This is a genomic window from Kordiimonas aquimaris (assembly GCF_025574485.1).
GTDB lineage: Bacteria > Pseudomonadota > Alphaproteobacteria > Sphingomonadales > Kordiimonadaceae > Kordiimonas > Kordiimonas aquimaris.
The window spans coordinates 185391-210262 of the sequence record NZ_JAOBPO010000003.1; the positions used below are offsets into that span (position 1 = coordinate 185391).

Annotated in this window: 23 protein-coding genes; 18 read left to right on the top strand and 5 right to left on the bottom strand. The window is 44.6% G+C overall.

Annotated features, from left to right (window positions below; all coding sequences use genetic code 11):
- Positions 1-4: 4 nt before the first annotated feature.
- From OEU88_RS10580 to lipA, 4 genes are all read left to right on the top strand, one after another.
- Positions 5-1306 carry a pyruvate dehydrogenase complex dihydrolipoamide acetyltransferase gene (locus tag OEU88_RS10580; RefSeq protein ID WP_262695137.1) on the top strand — a complete coding sequence of 434 codons (1302 nt, stop codon included), beginning with the start codon at positions 5-7 and terminating at the stop codon, positions 1304-1306.
- 8 nt (positions 1307-1314) lie between these two features.
- The gene (locus OEU88_RS10585; protein ID WP_262695138.1) at positions 1315-1674 is read left to right on the top strand and encodes a cupin domain-containing protein; all 360 of its coding nucleotides are present in this window, start codon (positions 1315-1317) and stop codon (positions 1672-1674) included.
- 35 nt (positions 1675-1709) lie between these two features.
- The gene (lpdA, locus tag OEU88_RS10590) at positions 1710-3110 is read left to right on the top strand and encodes a dihydrolipoyl dehydrogenase (protein ID WP_394805261.1); all 1401 of its coding nucleotides are present in this window, start codon (positions 1710-1712) and stop codon (positions 3108-3110) included.
- A gap of 135 nt (positions 3111-3245) precedes the next feature.
- Complete coding sequence (lipA, locus tag OEU88_RS10595; RefSeq protein ID WP_262695140.1) at positions 3246-4166, top strand: lipoyl synthase; 921 nt, start codon at positions 3246-3248, stop codon at positions 4164-4166.
- Here lipA and OEU88_RS10600 read toward each other — a convergent pair.
- The gene (locus OEU88_RS10600; protein WP_262695141.1) at positions 4163-4996 is read right to left on the bottom strand and encodes a MipA/OmpV family protein; all 834 of its coding nucleotides are present in this window, start codon (positions 4994-4996) and stop codon (positions 4163-4165) included. The genes lipA and OEU88_RS10600 overlap by 4 nt on opposite strands.
- A gap of 167 nt (positions 4997-5163) precedes the next feature.
- On the opposite strand from OEU88_RS10600, the gene OEU88_RS10605 reads away from it, so the two are divergent.
- Positions 5164-5613, top strand: coding sequence for a type II toxin-antitoxin system RatA family toxin (locus tag OEU88_RS10605; RefSeq protein WP_262695142.1), 450 nt, complete (start codon positions 5164-5166; stop codon positions 5611-5613).
- On the opposite strand, the gene OEU88_RS10610 is transcribed toward OEU88_RS10605, so the two are convergent.
- The 3 genes from OEU88_RS10610 to OEU88_RS10620 are packed head-to-tail and all read right to left on the bottom strand — an operon-like array spanning position 5610 to position 7831.
- Positions 5610-6101: a CinA family protein gene (locus tag OEU88_RS10610; protein ID WP_262695143.1), complete on the bottom strand. Its 492-nt coding sequence runs from the start codon at positions 6099-6101 to the stop codon at positions 5610-5612. The genes OEU88_RS10605 and OEU88_RS10610 overlap by 4 nt on opposite strands.
- Positions 6102-6122: 21 nt before the next feature.
- Entirely contained in the window at positions 6123-6623 is a 501-nt protein-coding gene (locus OEU88_RS10615) for a phosphatidylglycerophosphatase A family protein (protein ID WP_262695144.1), read from the bottom strand.
- On the bottom strand, positions 6623-7831 hold the full coding sequence (locus OEU88_RS10620; RefSeq protein ID WP_262695145.1) for a bifunctional 2-C-methyl-D-erythritol 4-phosphate cytidylyltransferase/2-C-methyl-D-erythritol 2,4-cyclodiphosphate synthase: 1209 nt from the start codon (positions 7829-7831) through the stop codon (positions 6623-6625). Before OEU88_RS10620 ends, OEU88_RS10615 begins: the two co-directional genes overlap by 1 nt.
- An 86-nt stretch (positions 7832-7917) precedes the next feature.
- Here OEU88_RS10620 and dusB point away from each other — a divergent pair, with 86 nt between their 5' ends.
- The 9 genes from dusB to hflX all read left to right on the top strand — a co-directional run bounded on the left by dusB (position 7918) and on the right by hflX (position 19967).
- Complete coding sequence (gene dusB / locus OEU88_RS10625; protein ID WP_262695146.1) at positions 7918-8904, top strand: tRNA dihydrouridine synthase DusB; 987 nt, start codon at positions 7918-7920, stop codon at positions 8902-8904.
- Positions 8904-9983, top strand: coding sequence for a two-component system sensor histidine kinase NtrB (locus OEU88_RS10630; RefSeq protein ID WP_262695147.1), 1080 nt, complete (start codon positions 8904-8906; stop codon positions 9981-9983). Before dusB ends, OEU88_RS10630 begins: the two co-directional genes overlap by 1 nt.
- Positions 9983-11437: a nitrogen regulation protein NR(I) gene (gene ntrC, locus OEU88_RS10635; RefSeq protein WP_262695148.1), complete on the top strand. Its 1455-nt coding sequence runs from the start codon at positions 9983-9985 to the stop codon at positions 11435-11437. The genes OEU88_RS10630 and ntrC overlap by 1 nt, the downstream gene beginning before the upstream one ends.
- Before the next feature lie 140 nt (positions 11438-11577).
- Entirely contained in the window at positions 11578-13884 is a 2307-nt protein-coding gene (locus tag OEU88_RS10640; protein WP_262695149.1) for a sensor histidine kinase NtrY-like, read from the top strand.
- An 18-nt stretch (positions 13885-13902) separates the two neighbouring features.
- Positions 13903-15288 (top strand): nitrogen assimilation response regulator NtrX, encoded by a 1386-nt coding sequence (gene ntrX / locus OEU88_RS10645; protein ID WP_262695150.1) that lies wholly within the window; start codon positions 13903-13905, stop codon positions 15286-15288.
- A 48-nt stretch (positions 15289-15336) separates the two neighbouring features.
- Positions 15337-16713 carry a Trk system potassium transporter TrkA gene (gene trkA / locus OEU88_RS10650; protein ID WP_262695151.1) on the top strand — a complete coding sequence of 459 codons (1377 nt, stop codon included), beginning with the start codon at positions 15337-15339 and terminating at the stop codon, positions 16711-16713.
- A gap of 9 nt (positions 16714-16722) precedes the next feature.
- Complete coding sequence (locus tag OEU88_RS10655) at positions 16723-18162, top strand: potassium transporter TrkG (RefSeq protein WP_262695152.1); 1440 nt, start codon at positions 16723-16725, stop codon at positions 18160-18162.
- Between the two features lie 148 nt (positions 18163-18310).
- Positions 18311-18559 carry an RNA chaperone Hfq gene (gene hfq, locus OEU88_RS10660; protein ID WP_262695153.1) on the top strand — a complete coding sequence of 83 codons (249 nt, stop codon included), beginning with the start codon at positions 18311-18313 and terminating at the stop codon, positions 18557-18559.
- Position 18560: 1 nt separating this feature from the next.
- A complete protein-coding gene (gene hflX, locus OEU88_RS10665) occupies positions 18561-19967 on the top strand; it encodes a GTPase HflX (protein ID WP_262695154.1) in 1407 nt (468 codons plus the stop codon).
- Between the two features lie 16 nt (positions 19968-19983).
- Here the strand turns inward: hflX and mazG are convergent, their stop codons facing one another.
- Entirely contained in the window at positions 19984-20796 is an 813-nt protein-coding gene (gene mazG / locus OEU88_RS10670; protein ID WP_262695155.1) for a nucleoside triphosphate pyrophosphohydrolase, read from the bottom strand.
- Positions 20797-20878: 82 nt separating this feature from the next.
- Here mazG and OEU88_RS10675 point away from each other — a divergent pair, with 82 nt between their 5' ends.
- From OEU88_RS10675 to OEU88_RS10690, 4 genes are all read left to right on the top strand, one after another.
- Positions 20879-21832 (top strand): glycerophosphodiester phosphodiesterase family protein, encoded by a 954-nt coding sequence (locus OEU88_RS10675; RefSeq protein ID WP_262695156.1) that lies wholly within the window; start codon positions 20879-20881, stop codon positions 21830-21832.
- A gap of 36 nt (positions 21833-21868) precedes the next feature.
- A complete protein-coding gene (locus OEU88_RS10680) occupies positions 21869-22525 on the top strand; it encodes a phosphatase PAP2 family protein (protein ID WP_262695157.1) in 657 nt (218 codons plus the stop codon).
- Positions 22526-22662: 137 nt separating this feature from the next.
- Positions 22663-23598 carry a nucleotidyltransferase family protein gene (locus tag OEU88_RS10685; protein ID WP_262695158.1) on the top strand — a complete coding sequence of 312 codons (936 nt, stop codon included), beginning with the start codon at positions 22663-22665 and terminating at the stop codon, positions 23596-23598.
- 98 nt (positions 23599-23696) lie between these two features.
- Positions 23697-24872 carry a saccharopine dehydrogenase family protein gene (locus OEU88_RS10690; protein ID WP_262695159.1) on the top strand — a complete coding sequence of 392 codons (1176 nt, stop codon included), beginning with the start codon at positions 23697-23699 and terminating at the stop codon, positions 24870-24872.

Consider the following 24872-nt stretch of genomic DNA (forward strand, 5'->3'; position numbering starts at 1 on the left):
TAGAATGGCTATAGAGATTTTCATGCCTGCGCTGTCGCCTACGATGGAAGAGGGCACACTAGCTACATGGCTCGTTAAAGTTGGTGACACTGTTGCTTCCGGCGATGTGCTTGCAGAGATAGAAACTGACAAAGCAACAATGGAAGTTGAGAGCATCGACGACGGTGTTGTTGCCAAAATCCTCGTTGAAGGCGGTACAGACAATGTACCTGTTGGTCAGATCATCGCCATTCTAGCAGAAGAAGGCGAAGACATTGCGGATATAGAGTTACCTGAGACTAAAAGCGAAGCAAAACAGCCAAACAGCGCACCTGATGAAAAAGTCGAAGCAGAAGTGCAGAAAACGGAAACTCCTAAACCAGCACCTGCTCAACCATCAGCTGGTGACCGCATAAAAGCATCGCCGCTTGCACGCCGCATTGCAAAGCAGGAAGGTGTCTCGCTTTCATTAATTAACGGAACCGGTCCTAATGGGCGTATCGTTAAACGCGATGTTGAGGCTGCTCTTAAGGGCGGCTCAGTAGCAGTCTCTGCTCAAACAACAGAAATACAAGCTGCGCCAGTTGCAGACACATCCAAAACGGTTGCACAAACATACTATCCAGCACATGATGGCATTCCGGTTCGTGAAGAACGACTGTCAAACATGCGCAAAACAATTGCCAAGCGTTTGACAGAATCAAAAACAACCGTTCCACATTTCTATCTGACTATTGAATGTGAGTTGGATAAATTACTTGCACAGCGTAAAGAATTGAACGCCAAACTCGCCGATAGCGGTGTGAAATTATCAGTGAATGATTTTATCATTCGCGCATGTGGTCTTGCACTAAAGAAAGTGCCTGCGGCTAATGTTCAATTTGCTGGTGATAAGATGTATTGGTATGAACGTGCTGATATTTCAATGGCCGTTGCGATTGAAGGCGGCCTAGTAACGCCTGTAATTCGCGGTGCAGACCAAATGGGCCTAGCAGATATTGCCAAGGCGTCCAAAGAACTAGCGACAAAAGCACGTGACGGCAAACTAATGCCGGAAGATTATGCGGGCGGAACATTCTCGCTATCTAACCTTGGTATGTTTGGCATTAAAGAATTTTCAGCGGTCATCAACCCGCCACAAGGCGCTATACTCGCTGTCGGGGCAGGTGAACAACGCCCCGTGGTTAAAGACGGTGCGCTTGCTGTTGCAACAGTAATGAGTTGCACTATGTCATGCGACCATAGAGCCGTTGACGGCGCTGTTGGTGCAGAATTCCTTGCAGCATTCAAAGGGTATCTCGAAGACCCTATGACCATGTTATTGTGAGAACAGAAATGGATGTAATTAATATTCAGCAAAAGCTGTCTTTGTTTAATGATACCTGGACGCCGAAAGTTATTTCAAAAGTTGATGGCCATCAGATTTATCTGGCCAAATTGGACGGTGACTTCATCTGGCATCAGCATGATGACCAAGATGAAATGTTTTTGGTGATTGAGGGCACCCTCAATCTGGAATTTCGGGACCGCGAAGTAACGCTTAATGCTGGTGAAATGATTGTGGTGCCGAAAGGTGTCGAACATCGCCCTCACACAAGTGAAGGCTGTAGCGTCATGATCATTGAGGATGCATCAACAGATCATACCGGTGGTATCGATGATCCGCTGCGTAAAGAAAATCACGACCATATTTAATATAGAATATACAACGCCCTAAACTGCGAGGATTCATAATGAGTAATTCGTTTGACCTAATTGTTATTGGTGGTGGCCCTGGCGGCTATGTTGCAGCCATACGCGCAGGCCAACTTGGAATGAGCGTTGCATGTGTTGAACGTGAAAACCTTGGCGGCATCTGCCTAAACTGGGGATGTATTCCAACAAAGGCGTTGCTTCGCTCCGCTGAAGTATACCATCTGGCTAAACACGGCGCTGATTATGGTCTTAAAATCGGATCGGTCGATTATGATTTTGATGCAATAATAAAACGTAGTCGGGGCGTTGCAGGACAGCTTTCAGGCGGCATTAAATCACTATTAAAGAAAAACAAAGTTACACATATTGAAGGAGAAGCATCCTTCAAATCTGCCAATGCGCTATCTGTGAAAAGTAAAGATGGCAAATCAAGCGATATTAACGCCAAAAACATTATCATTGCCACAGGTGCACGTGCACGGGAACTACCGCACCTGAAAGCAGATGGTGATCTGGTTTGGAGTTACCGCCATGCACTTGCTCCTAATACAATGCCAAAAAAATTGCTGGTCATTGGTTCGGGTGCAATAGGTATCGAGTTTGCAAGTTTTTATAATGATCTGGGCAGCGATGTTACCGTTGTTGAAATGATGGACCGTATTCTGCCCGTAGAAGACCATGAAGTTTCTGCCTTTGCCGAAAAGACTTTTAAGAAGCAGGGTATGACGATTAAAAAGTCTGCATCGGTAACAGAGTTAAAGAAATCAAAAACCAACGTTACATGTATCGTTGAAAGTAACGGCAAGAAAGAAGAAATCACTGTTGACCGTGTCATTCTGGCAATCGGCATTACAGGTAATGTCGAAAATATGGGACTGGAAGATATTGGCGTTAAAGTTGATCGCGGCCACATTGATGCAGATGGTTATGGCCAAACTGGTGTAAACGGTGTTTGGGCGATTGGCGATGTAGCTGGGCCACCATGGCTAGCTCATAAGGCTTCACATGAAGGTATTATCGCTGTTGAGAAGATTGCGGGTCTCGACAATGTTCATCCGCTTGATACGGGCAACATTCCCGGCTGTACATATTGTAGGCCGCAAGTTGCCTCTGTCGGCATGACAGAAGAAAAAGCCAAAGAAGCCGGCTTTGATATTCGTGTTGGCAAATTCCCGTTTGTTGGAAGTGGCAAAGCCATTGCCCTCGGTGAGGTTGAAGGCTTTATTAAGACGGTTTTCGACAAGAAAACCGGTGAGCTACTCGGTGCACATATGATCGGTGCAGAAGTAACGGAGCTTATTCAAGGGTATACCGTTGCACGTACACTGGAAACGACAGAAGCTGAATTGATGCACACCATATTCCCACACCCAACACTATCTGAAATGATGCATGAAAGTGTGCTGGATGCTTATGGTCGCGCCATCCATTTTTAATACTTGCAGTAATCGCGCTGTTCTGGACACCAGCTATGCGTTCAGGTAAAAGCAGCCACACATTCTTAAATGGTCAAACTGTGAATGGTATGTGCTAATCTATTCGCTCAACGGAACAGTATAAAGTAGGGCAGTATGAACAAACCTGAAGATAACGAAAAGTTCCAGCGCAAACCTAAATGGATACGCGTTAAAGCACCTGTTAGCCGCGAATATCAGGCAACACGCAAACTGATGCGTGACAAAAACCTGCACACTGTTTGTGAAGAGGCTGCTTGCCCAAACATTGGTGAATGTTGGTCCAAAAAACACGCTACCGTTATGATCTTGGGTGACACTTGCACACGCGCTTGTGCCTTCTGTAACATCAAAACTGGCCGTCCTATGCAGGTTGATCCGCTAGAGCCAATGAATACGGCAGAAGCATGTGCTGCAATGGGGCTCAATCACATCGTTATCACATCCGTAGACCGCGATGATCTTGACGACGGTGGTGCAGATCAATTTGTTCGCGTAATTGAAGCAATCCGTGAAAGAAGCCCACACACAACAATTGAAATTCTAACACCTGACTTCCGCAATAAACCGGGCGCTATTGAAAAAGTTGCTCGTGCAAAGCCCGATGTGTTTAACCACAATCTGGAAACTGTGCCACGCCTGTATCCCAAAATTCGCCCAGGTGCGCGTTTTTATCATTCACTCCGCTTGCTAGACACGGTTAAGCAAATTGACCCATCCATATTTACCAAATCCGGCATCATGGTAGGTCTGGGCGAAGAAAGATTAGAAGTCAGCCAAGTCATGGACGATATGCGCATGGCAGATATTGATTTCATGACAATTGGCCAGTATCTACAACCAACACCGCGTCATGCAAAAGTTGAACGGTTTGTCACCCCTGACGAATTCAAGTCATATGAACGTATGGGCAAAGGCAAAGGTTTTCACTTGATCTCAGCTACGCCTTTAACACGCTCCAGCTATCATGCAGGAGACGATTTTGCCAAGCTACGTGATGCTAGAAACAAAAGCCTCAAAGCAAATAATAAAACTTAAAAGCTATAGCTTAAAAATAACCCAGCGCTAAATTGGTTAGCCGAACCACGCTGTTCGATTAAGGTGGATTCACTGGCTTCATGGCCAAGCCTGTCATACCCTGTAAAAGCAACTGCGCTGACATTACGTGACAGAAGTATGATCTGCGAACCTGACACGCCGTAAGACACGACACCACTGCCTGCATTATACTGTGCAAGCCCTGATCCAGTAGCCTGCGCTGCATTCACGCCAAAAAATGCCTGATTGTAACGCTTATTGGCAAACTTCAACTTTGGCCCAAACGAGAAAATGCCCGTTTTTCCAAATACTGTATTACGACCAGTACGGTTGACCTCAAATTCACCAACAAAGCCTTCGTGACCATTGATTCCGCGCCGAAGTTCAAGCTTCGAGCTGAAATTCCGCGCCGCATATTGAAGAAAGCCACCAGCTTCAAAAGTAAAGTCAATTTGCCCAAAGCCATCCAGATCATTGGTTTCACTGCCAATTACTCTGAACGGGCTATTGCCTCCTTCGTCTCGACCAAAGTCAAATTTGACAAGTGGGCCAACTCGCCATCCATTTTGGTTAATTACATTGTATCCAACACCTTCTTGTACTGAAGCAAAAAAGCTATTCCCATACGCCACACGAATATTTGGCAAAAGGGAGAGCTGGTAATCATCGTCGCCGACATATGTCGGGTTAAAAAGCACACCACCACCAACGGATACTGTCCATTCAGGCTTGATATCAGGCCGTCCTGATGGTTGACCTTGCGCCGACGTGTCGTTGCTGTATGTCAGTGTCGTAATAACCGCAGCAAACGTGAATATTGAAACTTTCATTTCTTTTCCATTTATTGATTGTACGCTGTCAATTCTCTTACGAAATTCAATGGGTTTGGATGATTATTTCTTAAAGTAAACATCATGTGTATGTCCGTACTAAATCAGAGCTTTACCAATCTAGAATGGCAATTTAATGATGATCTTAGATAGATGCAGGGTGATACATGGCCAAGTTTACAGAAAACAAGATACTGCCTTACACACCAGAACAGGTTTTTGCACTTGTAGCTGATGTGCAAGCGTACCCGGATTTCCTGCCTTGGTGCATTGGAGCACGTGTATATAATCGTAAACCAAGCAGTTTTGATGCCGATGTCATCATTGGATTTAAGATGTTCCGCGAGACATTCACGTCACGCGTTACATTTTTGGAACCAAGTAAAGTTGATGTTGACTATATTAAAGGGCCAATGAAGCGCTTATATAACCATTGGCGATTTATTCCAGAAGGCGAGGGTGCCTGTCAGGTGGAATTTGCCGTTGAGTTAGAGTTCAAAAATCATGTTCTAGAGCAAATGATAGGCCGGGTTTTTACTGAAGCCTGTGAACGCATGGTAGATGCATTTGAAGAGCGAGCACACGAGTTATATTCTCGGCGTGACACCGATGACTAAACATCCAATGCATTCAAAATCATTGATAGTGCATGTTTAACTGTCTTGCTACGCACTTCGCTTCGATCCGAGTTCTCAAAAACCATGTGAGCAACAATCGGCGCTGAGCCTTGTTCAGCTAATCCAAACCATACTGTACCCACAGGTTTAGATTTAGTGGCACCGCTAGGACCTGCAATACCGGTTACCGAAACAGCTATATCTGCTCTTGAATTGGCAAGCGCGCCATACGCCATTTCTTTTGCTGTTGCTTCTGAAACAGCACCAAATTCGGTTAAACTACGTGCAGAGACGCCCAGCATTTGCTGTTTTGCTGCATTTGAGTATGTAACAAACCCTCTGTCCACAACATCAGAAGAGCCAGCAATTTCAGTCAGCGCTGCAGCTATAAGGCCGCCCGTGCAGCTTTCTGCTGTTGCTATCTTCATCCCTTTCAAACGGGCCGCTCGTAGTACTTTTTCGGCCTGAATAAGTGTTTCTTTATCCATCGGATAGCTCCATTCACTTCGTCAAATGAAAAGGTATGTAATGACTTCAAGGCATATAAGTGCATACACACCAGCAACCAAATCATCGACCATTACGCCAAACCCACCTGAGACTTTTCTATCTAACCAACCAATAGGATAAGGCTTCCATATGTCAAATATGCGAAACAAAACAAATGCAGCGATTATTTTTTCAATGGATGCCACACTATAAAACAACGGTAACAACGCGAGCCATTGGCCTGCAAACTCATCAATTACAATTTCTGGGGCATCATGAACGCCTGTTTCGCGTTCGATATGATCAATTGCATATGTGCCGATAACGGTTGCCGCTATAATAATAACGAATAACTCTGTCGCACCAATCCCAATCTCGTAAAACAGGTGCGCAATCGCAAGCGCAGCCAACGACCCCCAGGTACCTGGGGCTGGTCGTAAAAGGCCAGAGCCAAAACCTACAGCTATCCAATATGCTGGAGAGCTAAATCGCGTATTCCATGACGAAAGTGATTGTTTCATTATATATTTTTACTTTCAGGCAGACGCACAGTTGCCGATGCTTGCGCCGCAATGCCTTCGCCGCGTCCAGTAAAGCCAAGTTGTTCTGTTGTCGTTGCCTGCACGCTAACACGATCAATGCCGATACCCGCAATTTCAGCAATTCTCTGCCGCATATTTTGCATATGAGGGCCAATTTTCGGCAGTTCACATATAATTGTTACAGAAAGGTTCGTAATCTGACCACCTTGGGCAGTTACACGTTCAGTGGCAAACGATAAAAATCTATCGCTGGAAACACCTCGCCATGCATCATCTGATGGTGGGAAATGAAAACCGATATCGCCGTCAGCGATGCTAGCAAGCACAGCATCAGTTAAAGCATGTAAAGCGACATCTGCGTCGGAATGACCTTTAAGGCAGAAATTAAAAGGCACTTTCACACCACAAAGCCAAACATGATCACCCGCATCAAAGCGGTGCACATCAAACCCAGTGCCTGTTCTAACATCTGTTAATTGTGTTCTCAGCATTTGTTCTGCTCTCAAGAAATCAGCTTGTGTTGTTATCTTAAAATTTTGCTGTGTACCTGGACAATAATGTACTTGGCTACAATTTGCCTGAAAAATTGATGCGTCATCCGTATACTTATCATCGTCAGCATTACGGTGAGCGTTTAATATATCGTCATATGGAAATACCTGCGGTGTCTGTACAGCAAAAATTGACGACCGATCAACGCTACTCGCTTGCATATCATCAGTATTTAATCGTACCAACGTGTCAACTACAGGCAGAGCAGGAACAACAGCTTTTGCACCAGCATCCATAGCAATCGAGATAGCCTCGAACAGTTCAGATGTTATGAAAGGTCGAGCAGCATCGTGAATATACACCGACTTAATCGATTTTCCTTCTAATGCCTCTAAACCATTCCGCACGCTGGCTTGTCGCGTGCTACCGCCAATAACGGGCTCATGAATGTTTCTAACTTCCACACCACTGGCATTAAAGAGTTCAAAGTCATCAGCATGAATTACAGGAACGATGACCGCATCAGGAAGGCATTCCAACAGTGCATCAATCGTATGAGCGATAACGGACCGCCCATGCAGTAAGCGATATTGTTTAGGCAAACCTTTGCCAGCACGATGACCCCGTCCAGCAGCAACCAAAATAACGGCGTCTTTTGGGCTATCAGATAGTCCATTTTCGGGCTGTATTGACATCGTAAATCTCGCTCTAGATTTCTATTAGAAGTTCTGGCATAAGCAGTGCCTAAATATTAGGCACTTCCCATATAGGATATGTTTCTATGGCTATTAGCATTGGTCCGGTTGAAATCAAAGACCCCGTTATACTTGCACCTATGTCCGGTGTTACAGATATGCCGTTTCGCAGACTTGTGAAAAGATACGGTGCTGGGTTGGTTGTTTCTGAAATGATAGCTTCAGAAGCCATGATTAGAGCAACAGCTCGCAGTCAAAAAATGTCAACCAACTGTGCCGAAGAATTCCCTATGTCTGTTCAGTTAGCAGGTTGTGAAGGCGCAAAAATGGCGGAAGCTGCGAAACTAAACGAAGACCGCGGTGCTGCAATCATTGATATAAATATGGGGTGTCCGGTCAAGAAAGTAGTCAATGGGCACGCTGGTTCAAGCTTAATGCGCGACCTTGATCATGCAGGAGAGCTTATCCATGCAACAGTTAATGCGGTTTCATTACCCGTAACCCTGAAGATGCGCCTCGGCTGGGATGACAACAGTTTCAATGCTCCTGAACTTGCTAAAATTGCTGAGCAGGCAGGTATCAAAATGGTTGTAGTTCATGGCAGAACACGCTGCCAGATGTACCGCGGTCATGCGGATTGGAAAAAAGTCGGCATCGTTAAGGATGCTGTTTCGCTTCCAGTTATTGTAAACGGCGATATCAACGAATTTGAAGATGTTACGCAAGCACTCAGCGATTCAGGCGCAGATGGTGTTATGATTGGGCGCGGCACATATGGCCGCCCTTGGTTTGTAGCACAGGCAATGCACTATTTAAGGACCGGGGAAAAAATAGCCCCACCAGCTCTTGATGAGCAAATGAATACAGTTTTGGAACACTATGAAGACATGCTCATTCACTACGGTGTTGAGGCCGCTGTTCGTATTGCTCGCAAACATATTGGCTGGTACACAAAAGGTCTGCATGGCTCTGCCGAATTCCGCAACCACGTTAATAGGCTTGATGATCCTGCAACTGTGAAAGAAGCAATCACTGCGTTCTATTCGCCTTTGTGCGATCAGCTTGCGGCCTGATGGTAATAAACCAACAGCCTGACCAAGATAAGCACATATTGAACAGTTTGCGCCAAGGTGTGCTCACGATTGATACAAATAATTGTATCGCCGGTGTTTATGCATACTCAGAAGCAATTCTCGGACGCAGTAAAGAAAGCTTGCTTGAGAGTGAATTAATATTGCTCCGCGGCATCGGTAAAGACGCTCATAGTCTCGTTAATCGCGCAAGAGAAGAAAACACACCACTTAACAGTTATGATGTTCCTGTCCTGCAGCCTTTAGGTGATATTGAGTTGGTCGATTTACAGGCAAACCCAATAGATCACGAAGGTACAATTTTACTATCTATTTTACCACGCCGCATTACAGCTTTTCTCGAGAAAAGAGATGATGTTGAGGCAGCAGCGCGCTCAGTTAGTGGCTTAGCTGCCATGCTAGCACATGAAGTTAAGAATCCGCTATCAGGCATTAGGGGCGCAGCCCAGTTAATGGGACGCGCATTAGACGAAAAACATGCGCGCTTACCGGAGCTGATTTGCAAAGAGGTAGACAGGATCAAGGATCTTGTCGATAATTTGGAGAACTTCAACACATCTGAACAAGATGACCTTGAAGCAGTAAACATTCATGAGGTTTTAGATCACGTATTAAACCTCGCTGCTGCAGGCTTCGCTTCAGGAGCAACAATCCGCCCACGCTTTGATCCATCACTGCCGCCAGTCGTTGGTAACTATGACCGACTGGTTCAAATTTTCCTTAATCTTGTAAAAAACGCAGCAGAAGCGGCAGGTGAAAATGCAGACATAACGGTATCGTCTGCATATCGTCATGGTATTTGGATGCGAGGTAAAGATGGTATTCGAACACGGCTACCCATAGAGATAACTATCCGCGATAATGGCCCCGGTATTCCTGCAGCTATTTCTAGCCATCTTTTCGATCCATTCGTTAGTGCTAAAGAAGGCGGTGCCGGCCTTGGTCTATCATTAGTTGCAAGATACATAAGCAATTTTGGTGGCTCCGTAACAGCAGATAATCACCCTGAGGGGGGAGCTCTGTTTAAGGTTCAACTCGCAATGTTTGAGGACGCAAACTAATGAGCAAAAACAAACCCACAATCATTGTTGCCGACGACGATATGACAATCCGTGTTGTTGTGAGCGAAGCCCTTCGTCAGGAAGGCTGGATGGTTATCGAAGCTGAAGATGTACCCGAATTAAGGCGAGTGGTAGAACGCGGGCAGGGCGATGTTGTAATATCCGATGTTATAATGCCCGGCGGTAATGGTCTTGATACAATGGCTGAATTACTCGACAGCAGACCTGAGCTACCATTCATTATCATGAGTGCTCAAAACACGCTCTCAACAGCTATGGGGGCCACCAATAGCGGTGCATTTGATTATCTTCCTAAACCTTTCGACATTGATGAACTGGTAAGTGTAGTCAAAAAAGCACTACAAAAATCAGCCAAGCGCAATCTCAATGATCAAGAAAATGATCAAAATACCCTGATAGGTACATCACCTGCTATGCAGGAAATATATCGTACAATGGCGCGCGTTGTTAATACCGAACTCACAGTATTGATCAGTGGTGAAAGCGGCACAGGTAAGGAGTTGGTCGCTCGGGCATTGCATGATCACGGAGCACGAAGCGAAAACCCTTTTGTTGCAGTTAACATGGCTGCCATCCCGAAAGAATTAATCGAAAGTGAATTATTTGGACACGAGCGCGGCGCTTTCACTGGAGCTGAAACGCGTACTTTAGGACGCTTTGGTCAAGCTAAGGGGGGCACGTTGTTTCTTGATGAAATCGGAGACATGCCTCTTGATGCCCAAACACGTTTGCTCAGGGTTCTACAAGAAGGCGAATACCGAACAGTTGGCGGCAGTAACAGCATTAAAACCAACACCCGTATTATCGCTGCAACGAACAAGAACTTACAGATTATGGTTAGAGATGGTGAATTCAGGGAAGATTTATATTTCCGCCTGAATGTTGTGCCACTTTCACTTCCTCCCTTGCGGGATCGCGCTGAAGATATTCCTGCCTTAGCAGAACATTTCCTAATTAAAATCGCTGAAAGTGGTCTGCCATACAAAACCTTATCCGAGGGCGCTAAAAAAGTCCTGAAATCCTTTGATTGGCCAGGCAACGTTCGCGAGCTTGAAAACCTTATCCGGCGCTTGTGTGCATTATACCCGGGTGACCAAATCAACGGAGCAACCGTAAAAGCAGAATTTGATCGTTCCACATCGGAAATGGCAGGCGGCCCTCTTAGCATAATGGCGAACGTTACAGGTGGTAACCTGTCTCAAACAGTTAGAATGCATTTGGATCAGTATTTTGAGTTTCATGAAGGCGACCTTCCTCCACCCGGTCTACATGCACGCATTCTGCGTGAGATAGAACGCCCACTAATTCAAAAAGTGCTATCCGCAACAGCAGGTAATCAGGTAAAGGCCGCAGAATTGCTTGGCTTAAATAGAAACACACTGCGAAAAAAGATACGGGAACTTGAAATCGTTATGCCTTCGCGCAACACGTAAATCACAAAGAAACAACCAGTGAATTAAACTGTTGCCTTATTTTTCTCGCATTTTAAGCGTGATATTTGTAGAACAAATGTGACATTTATGCATCATAGGTTTTTATGAGCCAAAAAATACACAAAAATACGCATGACATCATGACTGCAACACCGACATTGCCAAATAGGCGTCTTGCAAAATTTATGTTAATTGCACGACGCCTTAAGCTCGCAGGCAAGCTAGAAGTATTGCTTTCTGTACTCGCTGTCATATCTGCAATTGCTACTTATATTACAATGTCCCAAAAATCTGCCCCAACCGAAGTAACGTCGGGGCAAACGATGCGCGTTTTGCTCGTAATCAATTTGGCGCTTCTGCTAGCACTCGGCGTCGCGATTGGGCGATGGTTTGTCCGAATTTGGTTTGCAAGAAAAGGCATGAAAGCGGGCTCCAGACTTCAAGCACGCGTTACAGGTTTCTTTATTGCCATTGCTATTGTGCCTCCAATTATCATGACCGTGTTTTCCGCACTCTTTCTGGATTTTGGTATTCAGTCCTGGTTTAGTGAGAAAGTACGTTTCACCTTGAACAACTCGCTCGAGGTTGCTGAAACATACATGATTGAGCATCGTTCCAATATTCAGAAAGATATGCTCAAAATTGCCTTTGCCTATGACCAGCTAAATTTTTCTCAGAGACGAGATCAGATAACACTGCAAAATGTAGCACAAACTGCACTCAGCACTCGCTTGTTATCCGGTGTATTTATCATTGAACAACGGGCTGGTGAAGATGGCTCTATTCTAGCAGGTGCGAACGATGGGTTGGCGTTTAATACGCCTCGAATATCAAGGGACCTGCTAGCACGCGCGCAAGCAGGCGAAACCGTGATTGCTACAAACCTTGAGAGCAACAACGTTCTGGGTTTAATACAGTTAAATTCATTCCTGCGACCAACTTTCCTATATGTTTCACGAGACCTTAGCCCTCAGGTACTTGAGTACTTAACCGCAACTCAGGATGCGGTTGAAGATTACGTTAACCTAGAAGGTCAACGCAGTGACATTCAGCTACAATTCAATGTAGTATTCATTATTGTTGCACTTCTCATATTGCTTGCCGCGATATGGATTGGCCTTTGGTTTTCCAGCCGCTTGGTTACACCGCTATCAAACCTTGTAGATGCTGCAGACCGTGTTGGGCAGGGTGACCTGCAAGCGCGTGTGCCAACAGTAGCCTCAAGTGATGAAGTTGGTACATTAAGCCGTGCATTTAACCGAATGACCGATCAACTAGCAAAACATCAAGATGCTCTCATTGAGGCAAATAGCGAACTTGACGAGCGTCGACGTTTTCTTGAAGAGGTGCTTGAAGGTGTCTCTGCCGGCGTCATTGGTCTGAACGAAGACACGACCGTATTTCTCCCAAACCGTTCGGCTTTACAATTGTTGAGACTAACGCCTGAAGATCTGGTTGGTAACAAGCTTACTGAAGTTTTGCCTGAATTCACTGATATCATTGAACAAAGCGAATTGTCAGATATTGGCGAAGCTAAAGGTGAAGTTCATCTGGAAATGGACGGCGAATATCAAACCTTGATGGTGCGCGTTTTTGTTGAGCGTAATGACGGCGGTGGCATCGGCGGTTATGTTGTTACGTTTGATGATTTGACGGAGCAATTAGCCGATCAACGGACAGCAGCGTGGGCTGATGTAGCACGCCGTATTGCACATGAGATTAAAAACCCTCTTACGCCGATACAATTATCGGCAGAGCGCCTCAAACGTAAATACCTAAAAGAAATCAGCAATGACAAAGAGATTTTTGGACAATGTACGGATACAATTATCCGTCAAGTCGGTGATTTACGTCGCATGGTTGATGAATTTTCATCATTTGCACGCATGCCTGCACCCATATTTAAAGGAACTGACATTACCGATGTTGTCCGTCAGGCTGTGTTTCTTCAAGAAGTCGGCGCACCTGAGATAAGCTTTACAACCGAAGTAGGCGATAATATCACCCCGATTGAAATTGATGGCCGCCTCGTTGGACAGGCTCTGACTAACGTCATTAAAAATGCAAGTGAAGCAGTGGACAGTCGGATTGAAAAAGACAAAACGCATGATAATGAAAATATTGAACCAGGCTTTGTTCGCGTTTCGTTGCAGCAGACAGCAGATAAGACACTTATAACAGTTGAAGATAACGGTCTTGGCTTGCCAGCCAATCAAAAAGATCGCCTGATGGAACCTTATGTAACGACCCGCACCAAAGGGACAGGCCTTGGTTTGGCTATTGTGCGTAGAATTATGGAAGAGCATGGTGGTTCAGCGCGCATCGCTGATCGTCAACCAACCGGTGCAAAAGCAATACTTGTATTCACACATAATACACTTCAAAAACGCGCTGAAAAAGCGAAACAAAACGAACTTTCAGATCAGCACCCCGCTGCAGCAGAATAATAAAGGAAATTGCCGCATATGGCACTGGATATATTGATCATTGACGATGAAGAAGACATTCGCGAGTTGATTGCCGGCATACTCGAAGACGAGGGCTATGCAACAAGAACAGCTCATGATAGCGACAGTGGCCTAGCCGAGATTGAGGCGCGCCGACCATCATTGATGATATTGGATATTTGGCTGCAAGGCAGCAGGTTAGATGGCCTTGAAATTTTACAACTTGTTAAATCCCGTCACAAGGAACTACCAGTCGTTGTTATCTCGGGGCACGGTAATATTGAGACAGCAGTCGCCGCTATTAAAAAAGGCGCGTATGACTTCATTGAAAAGCCGTTCGAGTCTGACCAGCTATTACTAACAGTGCAGCGTGCTACTGAAGCTGAGCGCTTGCGCCGTGAGAATGAAGAACTGAAAAAACGATCTGCATTCTCTGTTGATATAACGGGCAGGTCTGCGGCCATAAACACACTGAGACAAAGCATTGAAAAAGTTGCCTGCACTAATAGCCGTGTATTGATACACGGCGCATCAGGTAGCGGTAAAGAAGTAGCAGCACGGCAAATCCATGCACGATCAAATCGCGCTAATGGCACGTTTGTTGTTGTGGGTGCAGCATCTATGGAACCACACCGTATGGAGCAGGAGCTGTTTGGCGTTGAACAAAACGGCGGTGTTGTAAAAACAGGGCTATTTGAAAAAGCGCACGGCGGTACATTGTTTATCGACGAAGTTGCGGACATGCCGCTTCCGACGCAGGCAAAAATACTTCGTGTTTTAACGGATCAAGCATTTGAGCGTGTTGGCGGTAATTCAGGTGTGAAAGTTGATATCCGCGTTATATCAGCCACAAGCAGAAACCTGGTTCACGAAATTGCCGAAGGCCGGTTCAGGGAAGATCTATATCACCGACTTAACGTTGTACCACTCACAATGGCTGCGCTTAGTGAGCGCCGAGAGGATATTCCGGCACTTGCGATAGGTTTTCTTGAAACACTGGCCGAAGCGACAGGTCGCCCCAAAATGCGGCTAGGCGACGATGCAATTGCAGCACTTCAATCTTACGATTGGCCAGGTAATGTTCGTCAGTTAAAGAATATCATGGAACGTGTTATCATCATGGCGCCAGACGATGCGGAAGGACTCATTTCAGCAGATGACTTACCTCAGGAAATTCGAATAGGCTCCAACGAATTGCTACATAACAACGGCGACAACACCATTATGACAACACCGCTTCGCGAAGCGCGCGAGTCTTTTGAACGCGAATACCTTAAAGTTCAAATTAATCGTTTTAGTGGCAACATCTCCAAAACGGCTGCATTTATCGGCATGGAAAGGTCTGCCTTACACAGAAAGCTCAAATCTTTAGGCTTATCAGGCAAACAAGACATTGAAACGTAAACTGTGTATAAACCAGCTACTTGAATGCAATAATCGGATGAAGTTGACATGAAAGTTATCGTTTGCGGCGCAGGGCAGGTTGGCTTCAATATAGCAAAACACCTTTCTAATCAGCAAAATGACGTAACAGTTATTGATCGCTCGAACAAACTGATTAGAAAAATCAGCGAGTCACTTGATGTTCAGGCATTGGTTGGTCACGGTTCTGACCCTGAAATGCTTTCCAAAGCCGGTGCTGCCGATGCTGACTTATTGGTAGCAGTTACCTTGTCAGACGAAGTGAATATGGTGACCTGTCAGGTTGCTCATTCGCTCTTCAGCATTCCCACAAAAATTGCACGCATTCGCAATCAGGTTTATCTCAAACAGCAGTGGGCAGATTTGTTTTCTCGTGACAACCTGCCGATTGACGTAATTATCTCTCCTGAACTTGAAGTAGCACAAGCATTAAGCCGCCGCCTTGAAGTGCCTGGTGCTTTTAATATGATACCTTTTGCGGACAATAAAGTGCGCTTTATCGGCATCCAGTTAGATGAAAACTGCCCTGTCGTGGATACACCGCTCAGACAATTGACAGAACTATTCCCAAACCTGCAAACCGTTGTGACCGCCATTTATCGCGGAGACACCTTGTTTGTTCCGCGCAGTGACGACCAGCTTCAAATTGGTGATTCCATCATAATAGCAGTTGAAACATCTACAACAGAACGCGCAATGGCTGTTTTTGGTCATGAAGAAGAGCAAGCACAGCGTATTGTAATTGTGGGAGGCGGTAATATTGGTTTGGCTCTTGCCCAATCACTCGAAAACAGCGACGGCAAACAGAACGTAAAAATTATTGAATATAATGCGGAACGTGCAACACAGCTTGCTGAAAAACTGAATAAAACAGTTATCATTAATGGTGACGCGCTTAATCGTGAGATTTTACTTGAAGCCAACATTGCTCAAACCGACACGGTTGTGTCTGTTGCTGACGATGATGAAGTAAACATTCTTTCTTCGCTTTTGGCCAAGCAACAGGGGTGTAAAAGCGCAATAACGCTGCTTAACAACCCAATTTATGGAAACCTTGTTGGCTCTCTCGGTATTGATGTTGCAATGGACCCAAGGGAAACAACCGTATCATCAATAGTGCGCCATGTAAGGCGTGGCCGCATACGTGATTTATACAGTATCTTTGAAGGGCAGGCCGAAATAATTGAAGCCGAAGTTTTAGCTGGCTCAGAGGTTGTGAAAAAAACTGTTGGGGAACTCCGCCTACATGGTGAAGTTAAATTTGGTATGGTTGTACGCGAAGACGAAACCATACTACCTAGCGCAGATACACAACTTCAAAATGGTGACCGGGTAATAATATTTGCATTAGCGCACGCCGTTAAAAAAATTGAACAGCTATTCTCCGCGCGTGCGGACTTGTTTTAGGCTCACTACATGTGGAAAAGCCGCCTCTTATATCTTATTGGTACCTGGATTATTTTCCTGTCATGCGTGCAGCTCATTCCTCTTGTTTATGCATCCATCACTGGTGAGGCGAGGGCATTTAACAGCCTTTTTGCCTCTACCATTCTTTCTCTGCTTCTTGGTGGTGCATTATTTTTAGGGTTTCGCTCTACTGAACGTGTACGTGTTCCGCGCCTCACTGTTTTTCTTCCACTAACAGGCATTCTTGTCCTTGCAATGATTGCAGGTTTGCCTTTGTTTTTTATGTTTCCAGACCGCGGGTTTGTAGCTGCTGTATATGACGGCATGTCACAAATAACCACAAATGGCTCCTCAGCATATGAAGGAGAAATAGATGTAATGCCCTCCATTTTACTATGGCGGTCACTTACAAGTTGGATTGGTGGCTTGATGGCTGTTGGCTTTGCATTGTCATTACTTATGGCAATGAATAGTGGCGGCATGCAGCTACACAGATCCCCCTTAAACTTCGGTGACAGCGAAACTGGGTATATACGCCTAAGAGCAACCATAAAATCAATTCTGCCCATCTATGCCGCTGTAACAATTATCTGCTTTAGCCTTATTGCCATAAGTGGAAAGTCAATTTTCAATGCGTTTTTACTGGCATTGTCTGTGATCAGCACATCAGGGACTATACCGGACAGTATGGTGCAAAACCAAAACATGTTGACCCAATTGGTCCTTTCAATCTTTTTAGTTATTGGACTCTCAAATTGGGACTTTCACTACTTGCGTGTTAAATCACGCACTACGTCTTGGCGAAAAGATCGAGAACTGCGCATCAGTGTATTATTAATAGTTACCGCCACTTTATTTATATTTACAGTTACCGGCTTCAATTTTTCCAACTTTGTTTCATTTCTTTTTGCAAGTACTTCAGCGCTTGCAACATACGGCATTATGCCAGAAACAATTCCCACAGAAGGTGATTTATTATTACCTATCAGTCTTGGATTAATGATGCTCGCAGGCATCGGAGGCGGCGTGGCTGGAACAACAGGTGGTTTAAAACAAATGCGTTTTCTTACGATCGCTAAACTTGGAAAAGCCGAGGTTGACCGCCTAGCACATCCGCACGGAATTCACACTGTAAAATACGGAAATGTTACAGCTGAACGCGGCGACGTTGATGCCGTCTGGCTTTTACTCGGTTCTTTTATACTCATTGCTGCTATAGGCGCCATAGCCTTCGCCGTACTTGGAATAGACTTCCAATCCGCCCTTACTTTATCATTCACAGCAATGACATTATCCGGGCCACTCATTGCCAGTGCAGACCCCGCGTTTGCAGGGTATAGCAGTTTGGCAGACGCAGATTATGCCATCTTAACCGTGTTAATGCTTGTCGGTCGCGTCGAAGCGTCATTATTCATGGCAATCCTCGCAAAATCATTATGGCGTGGATAAGCACAGAACCTTGTTGACCTAAGGTCAATCATTCTGACATAACAGACAGGCTAAATAGTAATGCGATAGATATTGCAAAAAGCGACTGACATACCCACATGTTGAGCCGCTAGAATGAAACTGGAAAAACAAGAAGAAAAAGCGAACCATGTCAGAAAAAAATCAAAACCTCCAAGATGTTTTCCTTAATACAGTTCGGAAAACAAAAACTCCTGTGACAGTTTTCCTGGTTAACGGCGTTAAACTACAGGGTGTTATTACCTGGTTCGACAACTTTTGTGTTCTTTTACGGCGCGATGGTCATTCTCAACTCGTGTACAAGCACGCAATTTCTACAGTAATGCCCGGCGGACCAGTACAATTGTTTGAGCCTGAAAAAGAAGGTTTAGAAGACTGAATTGGCGCAGAATAAAGACCACAAACATGGGGAACATCAGTTAACTGATGGAGTTAATGGCGGCGGTTGGTCAACCGACGGTCTTGCATATCTACAGAAGAAGCATGCAGAACAACAACGCGTATATGTTGTTCACCCATACACTAATGACAGCCTCAATCGCGAGGGCATACGAAGCCCTGATGCGCGTGTTACTGAGGCGCTCGGGCTTGCTGAAGCGATTGATGTTAAGGTCATTGGCGGCGAAGCAATCGCTTTGCGTGCAATTAAACCAGCCACATATCTCGGCACTGGTAAGCTTGAAGAACTTAAACGTTTTGCTAAATCAGAGGGCATTGATCTTATTGTTTTTGATTGCGAGCTTAGCCCAATCCAACAACGGAACCTCGAGCGAGACTTAAAAACAAAAGTTATTGATCGTACAGCGCTCATTCTTGAAATATTTGGTAATCGTGCAAGCACGAAAGAAGGTGAGCTACAAGTTGAACTGGCTCACTTAATATACCAGCGCAGCCGTTTGGTTCGGTCGTGGACACACCTGGAACGCCAGCGCGGCGGCGCCGGCTTCATGGGTGGCCCAGGTGAAACACAGATCGAGGCTGATCGCCGTATCATCGCAGATCGTATTACCAGAATTAAAAGGCAGCTCGAAGCAGTAACACGTACACGCACACTACATCGCTCGCGCCGACAAAAGGCGCCTTATCCAATCATTGCGTTTGTCGGCTATACAAATGCAGGTAAATCGACCTTGTTTAACAAGGTTACTGACGCAGAAGTCCTGGCTGAAGATATGCTTTTCGCCACGCTTGACCCTACAATGCGCGCCATAACTCTTGAGAGTGGGCGAAAGATCATTATTTCAGACACAGTTGGTTTTATCTCTGAATTGCCAACAACACTGGTTGCAGCATTTAGAGCAACCTTGGAGGAAGTTTTAGAAGCTGACGTAATTGTGCATGTACGCGATACTTCACATGTTGATACGGAAATTCAAAAAACAGATGTGGAAAAAGTGCTTCATGAACTAGGCGTTTCATTAGCCATTGATGAGGAGAACGCTAGTGAAGGTACTCCTGTTATTGAAGTTATGAACAAATGTGACCTTGTCCCTCAAGAAGAATTGGAGCATTGGAAAGCTGTGTCTGCCCGCAAATGTAATATTGCAGCAGTTTCAGGTTTAACAGGTGATGGCTGTTCAGATTTTCTGGAAAAACTTGATGATACATTGAGTGCACAAAATCAAACACTTGAGATAACTATTCCTTTTCATGATGGCCAAACACCTGCGTGGCTTCATGCAAATAGCAAGGTTTTACGCGAAGAAATAACCGATACGGGTACGTTTTATCAAGTAAGCATAGATCCTGTGAGTTGGAACAAATATAGCAAAGGTAAAAGCTTTTAATGCTAAAGTGACAAGACTATATATCGCGTTCCTCTATTTTTACCTCGTCCCATAACTGGTCCATTTCATCCAAACTAGATTGTTCAGGCGTTTTCCCTCGCTCTGACAACTTCAATTCGACACTATGAAAACGCCGTTCAAACTTTGCATTAGCTTCTCGCAATGCTTGTTCAGCATCAATTTTCATGTGCCTAGCGAGGTTTGCCATAACAAACAATAAATCGCCAAATTCTTCACGTAAATGTTCCTGACTATGGCTGTCATTATGTGCTTCAACTAATTCTTCGCATTCTTCCTGTAACTTGTCCAAAACCTGAGTTGTTTCAGGCCAATCAAAGCCAACACGAGCCGCTCGTTTTTGTAGTTTTATCGCACGCAGTAAAGCAGGTAGCCCTATAGAAACACCATCAAGAGCAGAGGGTAATGTTCCGGCCATTTTTGCTTTTTTTGCACGCTCTTTGGCTTTTTGTTTTTCCCATGCTTCAGTTTGAGCATCAGCATCAGCAATATCAGTATCTGAAAAGACATGAGGATGCCGCCGTACCATTTTATCGCAAACAGCTGACACCACATTGTCAAATGAAAATGCACCTTTTTCCTCAGCTATTCTGGCATGAAAAACCGTTTGAAATAACAAATCTCCAAGCTCATCTTCGAGCGCGCCCATATCCTTTGACCGTATTGCACCGTCAACCTCATAGGCCTCTTCAATGGTGTATGGTGCAATGGTCTCAAAAGTTTGCTCAATATCCCAAGGGCAACCAGTTTCTGGGTTTCTTAATTTGCGCATGATTTCCAATAGGTCAGAAATCGAATATTCTTGTTGCATTGCCTGTTGACCCGTTTGCTATTGGGAGAGATGGTATAAACTATAACAAGCCATATTTGATTTGCACGCGAAAGAACTTATCATGCCTAAACTGATGCTAATACTTTGGTTATCTCTGTTAGCAATCACGCCAACTGTCGCAGAAGATGTGCCGTTTCCAGTCGATCAGAACGCGCGATACTATCTTAATATCCCAAAGGACGGTTTAACTGCGTTTCTTTCCCGACCAAGTATACCATTACCTTTAGTAAGCCATCATCGCGGTGGTCCGGCTCCCGGGTTTCCAGAAAATGCAATAGAAACAATGGATAATGCCTTGAAGTATGGATACGGTTTTATGGAAGTTGATGTTGCTCAACTTAAGGACGGTACTCTTATTCTTATGCATGACGACACGCTGGATCGCACCACAAACGGTGAGGGTAATTTGAGAAATAAAACCTGGGCAGACGTTAAAAGCTTGTTTCTTGAAGATGAAACAGGTGCGCTAACCACGTTTAAAGTGCCGCTCTTACGCGATGTTCTTTCATGGGCCAAAGGCAAGACTATTTTGACACTTGATATTAAACCCAGTGTTGATTTCAAGAAGGTTGCTGATCTTGTAACATCAACAGGCGCGCATGATTATACTGCTGCAATAGCCTATAGCATTGATCAAGCCATTGATTTTCATCGTTTGGCGCCGAACATGCCAATGTCTGTAGGATTGACTAATACAGCCGATATTGAAGAATTCGACAGAAGTGGTATTCCAAGCAAACTTGTTATTGCATGGACAGGAACAAGACTTGCCTCAAATAGCCATTATGCCAACCTCCATGCGCGTAATTGGCGTGTAATTGTTGGCACATTAGGTGGCCGTGAAAATTCAATAGACAGTAAAATCCGTGACGGGAAAACTCAAATTACATACACTGATATAATAAAACGTGGTGCAGACATTATTGCTACAGATCGGTTTTGGGCAGCTCAACGGGAACTGAAGAATCCAAATTTATTTATTTATTCAAAATCGAACATAGCCAGCCGACCTTGAATTGAGTATGCTCAAGCAACTTAGAGTAGGGGTACTATGGTTATTTTTATAAAAAACCATCCATTTTTAATTGTTATTTCGTTTCTATTTGCCTTACTCGCTATCTTGGTGACAAGTGGTAGTACTATCCAATTTGATGAAGCTGGCGTCTTGCTACTTCGCACCGCTGGAGATACGAGTGTACCTATAGGCGGTGAGGCGCGAATTGATTTCGTTTATGCTTTAACGCACTTAGGTGATTCTAAAACACTCGCCGTAATTACAATCCTTATAGTTGGCTATTTATTTTACGCACGCGAATATGTTGCTGCTAAGTGGTTTTTAATAGCAGCCGCAGGTTCATTCATCATTACTGCATTATCTAAGTACTTTTTTGGACGTGATCGTCCAGACATAGTTGAGCAGTTTGCTACAGCTACAAGCGGCAGCTTTCCGAGTGGCCACACGTTGAGATCTGCTGTTGTATACGCTCTAATTTCCTACTTGCTTATGCAAACCCGGTTTTTCGATCAGAAAAAGATCATTGGCATACTAACTTTAGCAGTAATCGCTGTGAACGGGGTAACTCGGGTTTACCTTGGTGTTCATTGGCCTACAGATATTATTGGCGCCTGGTTAATTGCTATATTTTGGCTTTTGTTATGTAAAAAAGGCTATGACCGCGCATGCATAAAAAGCCAGGAAATAGAATAATTTAACTTTCCCGCAACCTTACATGCATTTCACGTATTTATTTAGCTAGAAGTGTTGATTGCGTTTTACTGTGAGGCTCGTTATTGCTTAACTTATCAGGCATTAAACGAGAACTTGCCGCAATAATGAAACATAATATGTGTTGGGATTCTACACGCCAGCATCCGCCGCGAGATTTCACAATGGGCTCTAATACAGTAAATACTATTGTTACAGATAATATGAAGACAAATAATGATGCAAATCAGCTTGAAAAGAGCCATAAAAACGTGAGGTTTACTGCCATTTTGCTTGCCGGTTCACGCAGCACAAATGACTCTGTTGCTTCTATTTTTGGCAAAACATACAAGGCTCTTGTCCCACTGGTCGGGCGCCCAATGATTGCTTACGCGTTAGATGCTCTAAAGCGATCTTCTTTCATTAATGATATAATAATCGTTTTTGATGGCAAAGATGAGCTTCTAAACGAAAACAATGATCTCAAAGCTGCACTGTCAGATGATCGCATTAGTATAATAGGGCCTGCATCATCAATATGCGCAAGCGTGAAAAAGGCAATTGATCAACCCACATCCAAGTGGCCATTTCTTGTTACAACAGCAGATCATGCTCTATTAAAGCCTGAAATTGTTGATAAATTTTGTGACCAAGTTAGCAAAATCGATGGTTTGTCTGTCGGTTTTGTTGAAAAGCAAAGCATTGTTGCGATGCACCCTTCGTCTAAACGTACATACCTGCCTTTTAAAAATGCCAGCTTATCTGGCGCAAATCTTTTTGGTTTCACAGATAAGGAAGCAGTAAATGTCTTGGATTTCTGGGTTGCTTTTGAAAGCAAACGCAAAACACCATGGCGACTTTTCCAAGCCTTTGGTTTCATCAATCTTATTGGCTTGATGTTGCGCCGGTTCGATGTCAAAAGCGCATTTCGGCGCGCATCCATGGTTCTCAATGTCAATGCTCATGCTGTTATCCTAGAAGATGCAGAGGCAGCAATTGATGTTGATACACCTAAAGATTACATGCAGGTAACCAGCATACTTGAGATGCGGCAGCAAGAATCTCAAACTAGTTAAATCTACACACCGCTTAATTATCCTGTATTTTAGTAAGTACTGGTCTATGCGTCTATTTGCGCTAATTCATGAATGAAATCAAAATAGGGGTGCTTTAAATGAGCGATTCAAGAGAATTTGATATTATTGTATACGGCGCTACAGGCTTTACCGGACGCCTTGTCGCTGAATATTTGGCATTACAATACGGCGTCGGTAAATCTGTAAAATGGGCTATGGCAGGACGAAGTGCCGAGAAGCTCTCTGCTGTAAGGAATGAAATTGGCGCCCCTGATGACACGTCCTTTGTTGTTGCAGATGCAAGTGACCCTGCATCTATTCGAGCTATGGCAAATAGAACCAAGGTCGTTCTGACAACTGTTGGCCCTTATCAATTATATGGCTCAGACCTTGTCGCAGCCTGTGTTGAAGCAGGAACCGATTATGTTGACCTATGCGGTGAACCTCCATGGATGCGCCAGATGATTGATAAATATGAAGCTGCAGCTAAAAATTCCGGCGCACGAATTGTTTTCTCATGTGGTTTTGACTCGATACCTTTCGATCTCGGTGTTCAATATTTGCAAGATGCTGCCAAAGGAAAATTTGGCCATGTAATGCCTCGTGTCCGTGGACGTGTACGCAAAATGAAAGGCACTTTCTCTGGTGGTACCGCCGCGAGCCTTCAGGCAACAATGGCAGCGGCGGCTAAAGACCCCAGTATTTTACAATTGCTCCGCGATCCATTTTCACTGGCACCAGGGTATGAAGGGCCAGAACAACCACGTGGAACAAAGCCATTATTCGATGATGTCATCGATAGCTGGGTAGCGCCTTTTATTATGGCACCTATTAATACACGTAATATACATCGCTCAAATCTGCTAAGCGGCAACGAATACGGCAAAGACTTCATCTATGATGAAATGCTGGTAACAGGCCCTGGCGACAAAGGGGAGGCCGCTGCTCGCGCTGTTGCGGAAAGTAGTGCGATGACTAGTGATGATGGTCCTAAGCCAGGCGAAGGACCAAGTAAAGAAGAGCGAGAAACAGGCTTTTATGACGTACTGTTTGTAGCAACAAACGAACAAGGTGAACGCATCGAAGCCGTTGTTACTGGTGATAAGGATCCAGGATATGGATCGACGTCAAAAATGATAGCAGAAAGCGCTATTTGTTTAGTTCAAGATGACATCCCCATGACTGGTGGAATTTGGACTCCAGCATCCATTATGGGGCGTCCGCTGACCAAACGCTTAATAAGCAATGCTGGCCTAACCTTTGAAATTCTTTAA